11 protein-coding genes are annotated in these 10,124 nt (G+C 34.6%); 8 read left to right on the forward strand and 3 right to left on the reverse strand.

Annotated elements, in window-relative coordinates:
- The 6 genes from Q0L68_RS11300 (at position 1) to Q0L68_RS11325 (ending at position 5,784) form a co-directional block, all read left to right on the forward strand.
- The gene (locus Q0L68_RS11300; RefSeq protein ID WP_296703017.1) at positions 1-888 is read left to right on the forward strand and encodes a lysylphosphatidylglycerol synthase transmembrane domain-containing protein; all 888 of its coding nucleotides are present in this window, start codon (positions 1-3) and stop codon (positions 886-888) included.
- Positions 889-936: 48 nt separating this feature from the next.
- Positions 937-1,755, forward strand: a complete 819-nt coding sequence (pyrF, locus tag Q0L68_RS11305; RefSeq protein WP_296703018.1) for an orotidine-5'-phosphate decarboxylase — start codon at positions 937-939, stop codon at positions 1,753-1,755.
- 95 nt (positions 1,756-1,850) lie between these two features.
- Entirely contained in the window at positions 1,851-3,146 is a 1,296-nt protein-coding gene (locus tag Q0L68_RS11310) for a DUF2851 family protein (RefSeq protein WP_296703020.1), read from the forward strand.
- Positions 3,147-3,201: 55 nt separating this feature from the next.
- Positions 3,202-3,840: an acetyltransferase gene (locus Q0L68_RS11315; protein WP_296703022.1), complete on the forward strand. Its 639-nt coding sequence runs from the start codon at positions 3,202-3,204 to the stop codon at positions 3,838-3,840.
- A 104-nt stretch (positions 3,841-3,944) separates the two neighbouring features.
- The gene (locus Q0L68_RS11320; RefSeq protein WP_296703024.1) at positions 3,945-4,916 is read left to right on the forward strand and encodes a rhodanese-related sulfurtransferase; all 972 of its coding nucleotides are present in this window, start codon (positions 3,945-3,947) and stop codon (positions 4,914-4,916) included.
- Positions 4,917-4,920: 4 nt separating this feature from the next.
- Positions 4,921-5,784 carry a nucleoside phosphorylase gene (locus tag Q0L68_RS11325; RefSeq protein WP_296703026.1) on the forward strand — a complete coding sequence of 288 codons (864 nt, stop codon included), beginning with the start codon at positions 4,921-4,923 and terminating at the stop codon, positions 5,782-5,784.
- A gap of 6 nt (positions 5,785-5,790) precedes the next feature.
- Here Q0L68_RS11325 and Q0L68_RS11330 read toward each other — a convergent pair whose 3' ends face one another.
- From Q0L68_RS11330 to Q0L68_RS11340, 3 genes are all read right to left on the reverse strand, one after another.
- Entirely contained in the window at positions 5,791-6,066 is a 276-nt protein-coding gene (locus tag Q0L68_RS11330; RefSeq protein ID WP_296703027.1) for a hypothetical protein, read from the reverse strand.
- Between the two features lie 114 nt (positions 6,067-6,180).
- Positions 6,181-6,810 (reverse strand): response regulator transcription factor, encoded by a 630-nt coding sequence (locus tag Q0L68_RS11335; RefSeq protein ID WP_296703030.1) that lies wholly within the window; start codon positions 6,808-6,810, stop codon positions 6,181-6,183.
- The gene (locus tag Q0L68_RS11340) at positions 6,803-8,788 is read right to left on the reverse strand and encodes a sensor histidine kinase (RefSeq protein ID WP_296703032.1); all 1,986 of its coding nucleotides are present in this window, start codon (positions 8,786-8,788) and stop codon (positions 6,803-6,805) included. Before Q0L68_RS11340 ends, Q0L68_RS11335 begins: the two co-directional genes overlap by 8 nt.
- Before the next feature lie 280 nt (positions 8,789-9,068).
- Between Q0L68_RS11340 and Q0L68_RS11345 the strand changes: the two genes are divergently transcribed.
- Both Q0L68_RS11345 and Q0L68_RS11350 read left to right on the forward strand, forming a co-directional pair.
- On the forward strand, positions 9,069-9,353 hold the full coding sequence (locus tag Q0L68_RS11345; RefSeq protein ID WP_296703034.1) for a hypothetical protein: 285 nt from the start codon (positions 9,069-9,071) through the stop codon (positions 9,351-9,353).
- Positions 9,354-10,070, forward strand: coding sequence for a DNA alkylation repair protein (locus Q0L68_RS11350; protein ID WP_296703035.1), 717 nt, complete (start codon positions 9,354-9,356; stop codon positions 10,068-10,070).
- Positions 10,071-10,124 lie beyond the last annotated feature (54 nt).

A 10,124-nucleotide genomic window follows, 5' to 3' on the forward strand; every position in this document is an offset into this window, starting at 1 on the left:
TTGGAAATAAAATCAATTAGAATTGGCGATAAGTTTAAAACTATACTAAAGCTTCTTTTGACAGGCTTAGCTGTTTTTCTTGTTTTCCGGAAAATTGATTCAGACCAATTGTGGGAAATAGCAAAGTCTCTTCAATGGATTTGGCTGGTTCCAGTATTGATTTTTTTTACTTTAAGTAAAGTATTTACAGCATTTCGTTTAAACAGGTATTTCAGGACTATTGATTTATTAATTTCTGAAAGACTCAATCTCAAGCTTTATCTCATCGGTATGTTTTATAACCTCTTTCTCCCAGGGGGAATTGGTGGTGACGGGTATAAAGTTTACCTTCTTAATAAGCAATTTAAAACTCCGGTAAAAAAACTGATCCAAGCTTCTTTACTTGATCGTTTGGGTGGCTTAGTAGCAATTATTTTTTTGCTTTTTGGCCTATTTCTTTTGGTAGATATTCAAGTTAGCTTCTTCGAAACATCTTTATGGAATGGATTGATGGTTGCTGGAATAGTTATGACAATACCAATATTTTGGTTGGTTCAAAAGTATTTTTTTAAGGACTTTCTTCCCTCTTTTTGGTCTGCAAATACTTGGTCATTAGCTGGACAATTGGCCCAAATAGTTTGTGCTCTATTTATTTTATGGAGTTTAGGCATTACCGAAAATATCCTAGCTTATCAATTGGTGTTTCTGTTATCATCGATAGTAGCTGCTTTACCTTTGACTATAGGAGGCGTTGGGGCCCGTGAGTTAGTTTTTGTTTATGCTCATACCTATGTTGGGATAGATGAAGCTACAGCTGTGGCCTTTAGTTTAATCTTCTTTTTAATATCTGCGTTGGTCTCTTTATGTGGCGCCTTTATCAAATATGAGGCTCCAAAAGCTGAAAATTAAATTTTCGACAAAAATCATTTTCTTACCTTTGCCAAAATCTTAAAGACAATGACCAAAGCCGAACTTTTCTCAGAAATTCAGAAAAAATCATCCTTTTTATGTGTGGGTTTAGATGCAGATATCGAAAAAATTCCAAGTCATCTTAAGACAGAAAAAGACCCGATTTTCACTTTCTGCAAGGAGATAATAGAACAAACTTCGGATTTTGCAGTGGCTTTCAAACCCAATATTGCTTTTTTTGAAGCATTAGGCCCTCAAGGCTGGGAAACTCTTCAAAAAATCAACGAGCTCATACCTAAAAACATTTTTACGATTGCCGATGCAAAAAGAGGAGATATAGGAAATACTTCAATGCTATATGCTAGGGCGTTCTTTGAGAAAATGGATTTTGACTCAGTGACTGTAGCTCCATATATGGGAGTGGATAGTGTTACTCCTTTTTTAAATTTTGAAAATAAATGGGTTATTCTGCTCGCTTTAACTTCGAATTCTGGTTCTATGGATTTTCAATTGATAAAAGACCAAGACGGAAAGCCATTATACCAGTCTGTATTAGAGAAAAGTCAAAAATGGGGTAGCCCTGAAAACATGATGTATGTGGTTGGTGCAACTCGCGGAGAACTGATTGGAGAAGTTAGAAAAATGGTGCCGGAGCATTTTTTATTAGTTCCGGGAGTCGGAGCTCAAGGAGGGAGTTTAACGGATGTTGCTAGGTTTGGAATGAATTCAACCTGTGGACTATTAGTAAATTCTAGTCGAGGAATTATATATGCATCTGGTGGAAAAGATTTTGGCCGAGCTGCTAGGAAAGAAGCCTTAAATCTTCAGCAGGATATGGATGGTTTATTAGATAAATATTTGAGATAAATATTGATTTTAAATATTTCCTAAAGTCAGTTTAAACTGGCTTTTTTGTTTTTAAACTTTTTCTTACATTGAAGAATTCTTTAGGTAATATTTTTATGAATTTCAGAGAAGACTTTTTACAACTCGTCTGGAAGTTTCAATACTTTGACAAAAGAAACTTTCAAACATCAAATGGAGAGAATGTTCAGGTTATTCAAGTCGGTTTTCATAATCAAGGAGAAGGACCTGATTTTCTAGATTCAAAAATCATAGTTGACGGAGTAGATCTTTATGGCCATGTGGAGGTGCATAAGTTTGCATCTGATTGGAAATTACATGCCCATGGAGGTGACCCAGCATATAATTCTGTGATACTACATGTGGTTTGGGAAAATGATAAACCTGTATACAGAAATGATGGCACTTTGATGCCTACGGTGGAGTTGAAAGGAAAGATATTTTTGAATATCTGGAGAAATTATGAGAGACTTCTGGATTATAAATCTGATTTACCCTGCTTTCATGCTGTGAGCCAAGTTCCAGATATTATCAGGTTCTCGACTTTGGAAAAAGCGTTAGTCGAACGACTTCAAGAAAAATCTGAGCTGATTTTAGGATTACTAGAAAAAAGTAAAGGAGATTGGGAGGAGACTTGCTATCAATGGCTTTTTATCAGTTTTGGTTTTAAGACCAATGCCAATTCAATGGGAGAATTAGCAGTTAAAATCCCCTATAAAACACTTTTAAAACATCGGGATAAATTGCCGCTTTTGGAGTCATTTTTATTTGGCCAGTCCGGTTTATTACCCTCAGAATCTAAAGAACCATATGTCCAATATTTAATCAAGGAATATGAATTTTTCAGAAAGAAATATAATTGGGAAAACCAGATGATTCGTCAACAATGGTCATTTATGGGAGTAAGACCAAGTAATTTTCCAACACTTAGAATTGCTCAATTAGCATCAATTTTATCCAATGCTCCAAATTTACTCAGGGCGATAATGGAGGATTCAAGAGATTTTAAATCCTTCAAAAAGCTTTTGCAGATCCAGCCTAGTGACTATTGGCAGTTTCATTATTCCTTTGGGAAATCTTCCGATAGAAAAGTATCAAATGGAATTTCAGATACTGTTTTGCAACTCTTGATTATCAATTTCGTGATTCCAATTTGGTTTGCCTATGGTAGATATTTTCAACAATTGGAGTGGCAGGAAAGGTGCTTTGATTTACTTCAGGAAGTTGCAGCTGAAAAGAATCATATCATAAAAAAGTTTCAAAACGCAATTTGGATCCCGGCTAATTCTTTTGATTCTCAGGGTATGATAGGGCTGTATAAAAATTACTGTCAACCCAAAAAATGTCTACAATGCAAAGTTGCCCAAAGTCTGATTAAAAGAGAAAGTGAGTGAACTTTGCGTAAGCATATGATTTCCCGTACTTTTGCACTCCGAAAAGCATAAAAACATGGAAAAACCAGTAATTATTTTGGGAGCAAAAGGGATTGCTCATCCAGCTCTTGAAATATTTAACAGCAATGAAGTCATAGTCTACGGGTTTCTCGAAGAAGATGAGAGCATGCACGGAACTGAAATCAACACAGTTACAGTCTTGGGAAATCCTGAAGATGACGGTTTCCTGAAATTGATAGGACAGAAAGCAGAGGCATTTGTAGCTGTAGATGATGTCAAATACAGAAAATTTTTAGTGGAGTTATTAAATGAGCGAAGAAAAGTTCAGCCAATAAATGCCATTCACCAAACTGCATATGTTTCTTCAGATGCTGTGATTGGTCATGGTAATTTTATCAACGCAAAAGTAATGATCGGAACTGGAGCAGAAATTGGTCAACATTGCATAATACATTCAGGAGCGATTATAGATCATAAAGCAAAACTTGGGGATTTCGTCCAAGTAGGAGCAGGCTCCATTATCAATTCTGAAGTTAATATTGAAGAAGGAGCATTTATTGGCTCAGGAGTAACTATTGTTTCTGGAGTAAGTATTGGTAAAAATGCCAGGGTTGGTGCAGGTTCAGTAGTGATTTCATCGGTTGGAGCGAATGAAACTGTATTCGGTAATCCAGCTGCGAAAATTAAATCTTAAATTCTGTTCTGAATTTTATTATTTTCAAACTCTAATTTGTCCTGAAATTATCTGGATAGTATTTCTTAAAACCCCAAACACCCTGCCGAAACAGGGCTCTAGTTATGGAAAACAATAATTTTAACATTCTCCTGTATTACTGTTACGCAAGGATAGAAAATCCTGAAGAGTACAGAGAGCAACATCATCTCTTTTGCGTAGAGAATAACATCAGAGGTAGAATTATCATCTCTGATGAAGGCTTAAACGGTACTGTTTCAGGTCTTAAAGAAGACTGTCAAAAGTATATGAATTATATACATGCTGATTCAAGATTTGCAAAAACTGAGTTTAAAATTGACGAACATGACAAGCATGCCTTTACCAAAATTCATGTAAGATACAAACCTGAGATCGTTCACTCAGCTTTGAGGCATTTGGATCCGAATGTAAAAACCGGAAAGCACTTAGATCCTGTTGAATTTAAAAAATTAAAAGATCAGGAAGATGTTGTCATTCTTGATGTTCGATCAAATTACGAGCATGAATTAGGTAGATTTAAGAATGCTTTAACTTTGGATATTGATAACTTCCGTGATTTTCCTGAAAAGGTAAAAGAGTTGGAACACTTAAAAAACAAGAAAGTCTTGACTTATTGTACCGGTGGAATTAAATGCGAGAAAGCATCTGCTTTTTTGTTAGAGCAAGGATTTGAGGACGTGTATCAGCTTCATGGAGGTATTATTAAATATGGAATGGAAGCTGGAGGGGAAGATTTTGAAGGGAAGTGTTATGTTTTTGATAATAGAATAGCTGTGGATGTTAATAAAGTAAATCCGATGGTTATTTCTACTTGTCATGTTTGTGGAACTCATTCAGATAGAATGGTCAATTGTGCTAATCAATCTTGTAACGCACATATTCCTATGTGTGAGGAATGTGGCTGGAAAATGGAAGGTGCTTGTTCGATTGAATGCAAAGAAAATCCAGAAAAAAGACCTTATGATGGTACAGGTTATTATCAGAAAAACACCAATGGCTATAATCCATATAAAGGTTTGAAACGCTTTAAAATTAAAGATCAAATTACCCACTAATAATGTGAGACAAGTGATTCCTGAATCCGAACTTATTTTGAACGCTGACGGAAGCGTCTATCATCTACATTTGAAGCCAGAAAATCTGGCTTCTCTTGTTTTTACTGTAGGAGATCCTGACAGGGTTCAATTAGTTTCCCAATACTTTGATGAAATTGAATTCAAAACGCAAAAGAGAGAATTTGTAACTCATACCGGAAGAATTGGAGATACAAGGGTAACCGTAATGAGTACCGGGATGGGAACTGACAATATTGAGATTCTGATGACCGAGTTGGATGCCTTGGTAAATATAAATTTGGAATCCAGACAAGTTAATCCTACTCCGAAGTCCCTTCAAATTATAAGATTAGGCACATCAGGTGCCATGCAATCTGATATTCCAGTAGGTAGTCTTCTTGCTTCAACAAAAGCAATAGGATTGGATACACTGATGCAATTTTATCCGAATCTTTCGAATTCCCAAGATTGGGGGAATTCTATAAAGAAAGAACTCAACTTAGACTTTTATCCTTATCAGACCGAAGCAAGTCAAAAATTATTAAATAAACTTGATTCTAGTTTTCTCAAGGGAATTACGCTGACTTGTCCAGGTTTTTATGCGCCTCAGGGAAGAGCAGTTAGGGTAAAGCCAAAAATTGATAACATGCTTGAAAAACTTTCTTCTTTGGAAATTTCTCGAGAAAAACTTACCAACTTCGAAATGGAAACAGCAGGATATTATGCCCTAGGGGCATTGTTGGGCCATGAAGTTTTAAGTTTGAACGCGATAATTGCAAATAGAAATAAAAGTGAATTTGATAAAGAGCCTGAAAAAACTGTGGATTTATTAATCCGCACAGCGCTCAAGTTGTTTATAAAAAAATAATCACCCTTACGCTATATACCTTTTGAAAGAAGAAACCTCTTCCATTCTAAAGTCTTCCCATTCATTATAATCAATTGACATCATCAGCTGATTTATAAATTGATTGCATTCTTTTTTGCTGAGATAAATCCCAAATAATCCTTCGGACTTATTTACAAGAAAAGTTCGGTCGCTTTCAAATTGACTAATGATGTCATTCCAAGATCCAAGGATGAGTAATTCATCACGATTTTTTATGGTTTGGATTATTTTAAAATTGCCTTTTGGAGATGTGATTTTCATGGTTCAAAAAGTTGGTTTATATAGATTGATTGAGTCAAAGCTATATTAAAAAGTAGGGCAATTCAATACGTATTAATACCTATTTTATCCTTTGAAATACAAAAAAACGAATTTTTAGTTAATTATTTCGCGGTTCTTTTGAGCCCACAAAAGCAAGGAATTGTGTTTTTTTTCTAGGTTAAGCTTAGAAATCATATTACTTCTGTGTTTATCAACGGTTCTTTCTGCAATAAATAATTTCTCAGCTATATTTTTAGTAGAAAGACCTTCAGCTATCAGGCGAAGGATTTTTTTCTCAGATGGTGTAAGCTGGGTTTGATCAGAATTCAAATTATTGGATTCTTTGTTTTCAAAGATTTTTTCACTAAAAAAATTATTTCCTTTTAATACAGTTTCAATTGCTTTTGACAGTTCACCCAAAGCAAACTCTTTAAGGATATATCCAGATAAATTTAATTCTTTTGCTTGGTGGTATAGATAAAGCTCTTTATGTAAAGTAAGTAGAATTATCTTAGTTTGAATCTTTTGTTTTTTGCATTCGGCGGCTATTTCCAAACCAGTGAGATGAGGCATTTCTAAATCTAAAATTGCTAATTGTGGACGTAGATTAACTATATTATCCAGAGCTTCTTTCCCATCATGGGCTATTGCCAACACATCAATTTCATTTTCAATCAGAAAATCTTTTAATCCTTTCAATAAAAGAGGATGATCATCTGCAATGATTACGGTAGGTTTAGACATAAGTGATGAAAATTAAGCTTGTTCCGTTCCCTTTTTGACTAATTACTTTCATACTCCCTTCAATAGCAGAAATCCTTTCCTTTAATGTTTTGAGTCCTAGACTTTGAAAGTCATTTAATTTTTCAGAAAAGTCAAACCCTTTTCCATTGTCTTCAATTTTTAGCTCCACTCTTTGTCCAATTTTTTGGAATGTAACCCTTAATGCACTCGCTTCAGAATGTTTCAGCACATTATTAATTGATTCTTGAAGGATTCGATAAAGTTGTAATTCTGATTTCTTATCTATTATTCCTTTTAGGTCTTCTATCTCCGAGGAAACAAAAATGTCAGTTTCAGTATCGATTTGTTCCAATAAATGTTCAGCTGCTTTGCTTAAACCTAATTTTTCTAATTGCATTGGGTGCAGAGATCTTGCTATTGCCCGAAGTTCACTGATAGCAGTATCCAGCATTTCTCCAGCATCATTATCTTTGGTTAAGGCAACTTTGTTCTTGATCAAAAGTAAACTTTGACCCAATCCGTCATGTAAATCTTTGGAAATTCTGATTCGTTCGTCTTCTTGATTTTTTAACAATTCCTGCGAAAATTTAGATTGAAGCTCTTTTTGTTTCTTTTGATGCTGTAAATTTTTCCATAGAAATAAAGAAACACTGATGGCGATTAGAAAGAAAACCCCTATCCCAACTAAACGAAGTCGAGCTGTATTTGTGGTTTTAATAGACTCAATTTCACCCGTTTTTACCAAAAGTTCCCGCTCTTTTTTTTCTGTTTCATATAATGCCTGATAATACGAAAAGGTGGTCGCCCGGTTGGCAGTAAAAATTGAATCTTTATAAAAGTTTTGATCTTTTATTGCTTCAAGAGCTTTTTTTGGATTATTAAGCTTTGAATATGTTTCTGATAAAATTGAATAGGCTTTGATTAAATGATCCATATTTTTTGACTCAATAGCTGCTTCCAAAGATTCATTTGCTAATTGATTCGCAAGGGTCATATCACCCATACTTTTTGCCATCAAAGCTTTTGCATGTAAGAATGTTGGATTTGTATGCTCTATTTCAGGATTATTTTTGGCCAGTAACTCTGCTTCTTTGAAATATTTTCTTTGAAATTCTATCTGGCCTTGTTCTCCGTAATAGTTACTGAGTGAAAGCTTAATCATAGCCTCTACATAAAGATTTCTTTCTTCAAATGGTGTCAAAGAATTTGCCCTTTGAAGATATTTTAGTTGATCTTCGAAACGGCCTTGCTTTTGATAATCCTCGGCTTGATTGTAAAGCTGAATAGCAAGATTTTGATTATTTCCATCGACCTCATCTTTAGCAATAAGGATGTTTCTTATTTTCTCAGCCTCATTAAAAATTTCATATTTACTAAATAATATCGCCATTCCTCCATACACATAACCCACATATTCATCGTCGTCTAAAGATTCATAGATATTTAAGGCAGTTTGATAATCCTTCATGCTCCCAATCATATCCCCTATATAATCCTTACCCTGACCTCTAAAAAAGTATGTGTCTGCGATCAATACGGAATCTTTTGGCTCAAATATTTCAATTGCACGTGTATATTCCATGATTGCGGAATCAAATTGCTCAAGATTAAAATAAGCTCCGGCCATTTTTAAATGTAGCTCACCTCGAGTAGTGGTTTCAATCAATTTGTCCTCATGTGATAAGGTCTTTTGAAGCAATTTTTTCTTTTCAGTATATGAAAATATTTCAGAATTATTTCTTCTAAAAGCCTCGATAGCTCTTTTAGTCATTTCTTCAAAATTCCCTTCTTTTTCTGCTTGAAAAATAATTTCAAGTAAAAGAGAGTCTTGAAGACCGGCTGAATTGTCTAAATCTTCATATTGATTGATTAATTCTGAAAGTTTGGAATTTATTGCGGATTTAACTTGGGATAATGCACTGAAAAAAGGGTTTAGAAAGCAAATTAAAAAGCCAGTGAACAATAGAATTCGATTCATTTTGTAAGATACTTAATTCAACCAATTACTTTTTTTCGATTCATTTTTTGAACTCAAAATTTAGCTTTTTAATAAGATTTTAACCCCGTTCATAAAATAATTTGGGGACTCATCTAGAGATATGTCTAACCACCAAGCAATGGGTTATTTGAAAACAAACCACTAATAAATCCGGTATATAAATTTATAGGTTTAAAGTATAATTTTGATTATTAAGCCTTTATATTTTAATACTTACTTTTCTATCCATCCTAACCAACTTATCCTTGTGCGCGGCCTGATGCCTTCCTTTATTGTCATTTTACTTTGTATATTTTCCTTCGATTTATTTGCACAAGAAGTAAGACTACATGGTAAAGTTCATGATGCAGGGGATGATTCGGAATTGAAATTTACAAATGTTGCTTTACTCAGTACCGCAAATTTCAAAGAGAATCCAGAATTGGTACACTTTCATTTACCATCAGATTCGGTGGATTTAAAGAAAAAGGAGCGGAAAGAAGTAGGAGAGATGGCGGGGATGATATGGGAGATGATTTTTAGGATCGAATCTTTAACTTGGTGAATGACATTACTTGTTGAACAAATCAAATTGGCCTTGGAGGATAAAGCTATCCCGGAAAAAGCCGCTTTTTTTCCAAGGTTTTTCAAATCTGGACCCGGTGAATATGGAGAAGGAGATAAGTTTTTAGGAGTGAAAGTTCCTGATCAAAGGAAAATAGCAAAGTCAGTTTATCAAGAAATCAGCCTTAATGAAATAGAAATACTGATCACTGATTCTTTTCATGAAGTCAGGCTCACCGGAGTGTTGACTTTGGTTTATATGTATGAAAAATTAAAAACCGATGAGGAAAGAAAAATTCTGGTTGACTTTTATCTTGACCACCTCCATTGGGTAAACAATTGGGATTTAGTCGATACTTCCTGCCATCATATTTTGGGGCATTATTATCTAAATCGAGATAAATCTCTTTTTTACGAGCTCGCAGCAAAAGATCACCTTTGGACTCAGCGTGTGGCGATGGTTTCTACCTATTATTGGATCAAAAGGGGGAAGTATGAAGACGCTTTAAAATTAGCGAAGAAATTTTTAGATCATCCACATGACCTTATGCATAAAGCAGTGGGTTGGATGCTCCGTGAAATTGGGAATCAAGATTACGAGGTTGAATACGAGTTTTTGAAAAAGAATTATAAGCAAATGCCCAGAACCGCTTTGCGTTATGCGATTGAGAAGTTTGATGAAGAAGTCAGGCAGGATTTTTTGAAAGGAAGGGTTTAAAATCAGAAGTATCAAATCAGAAAATTAAAATTAGATCTTCATAAAAAGATAGCT

The organism is Algoriphagus sp. (assembly GCF_024642405.1).
Lineage (GTDB): Bacteria > Bacteroidota > Bacteroidia > Cytophagales > Cyclobacteriaceae > Algoriphagus.

Coding starts and splice junctions, on each gene's coding strand:
- pyrF (WP_296703018.1), top strand. CDS start 937: ATGACCAAAGCCGAACTTTTCTCAGAAATTCAGAAAAAATCATCCTTT.
- Q0L68_RS11310 (WP_296703020.1), top strand. CDS start 1,851: ATGAATTTCAGAGAAGACTTTTTACAACTCGTCTGGAAGTTTCAATAC.
- Q0L68_RS11315 (WP_296703022.1), top strand. CDS start 3,202: ATGGAAAAACCAGTAATTATTTTGGGAGCAAAAGGGATTGCTCATCCA.
- Q0L68_RS11320 (WP_296703024.1), top strand. CDS start 3,945: ATGGAAAACAATAATTTTAACATTCTCCTGTATTACTGTTACGCAAGG.
- Q0L68_RS11330 (WP_296703027.1), bottom strand. CDS start 6,066: ATGAAAATCACATCTCCAAAAGGCAATTTTAAAATAATCCAAACCATA.
- Q0L68_RS11335 (WP_296703030.1), bottom strand. CDS start 6,810: ATGTCTAAACCTACCGTAATCATTGCAGATGATCATCCTCTTTTATTG.
- Q0L68_RS11340 (WP_296703032.1), bottom strand. CDS start 8,788: ATGAATCGAATTCTATTGTTCACTGGCTTTTTAATTTGCTTTCTAAAC.
- Q0L68_RS11345 (WP_296703034.1), top strand. CDS start 9,069: ATGCCTTCCTTTATTGTCATTTTACTTTGTATATTTTCCTTCGATTTA.
- Q0L68_RS11350 (WP_296703035.1), top strand. CDS start 9,354: ATGACATTACTTGTTGAACAAATCAAATTGGCCTTGGAGGATAAAGCT.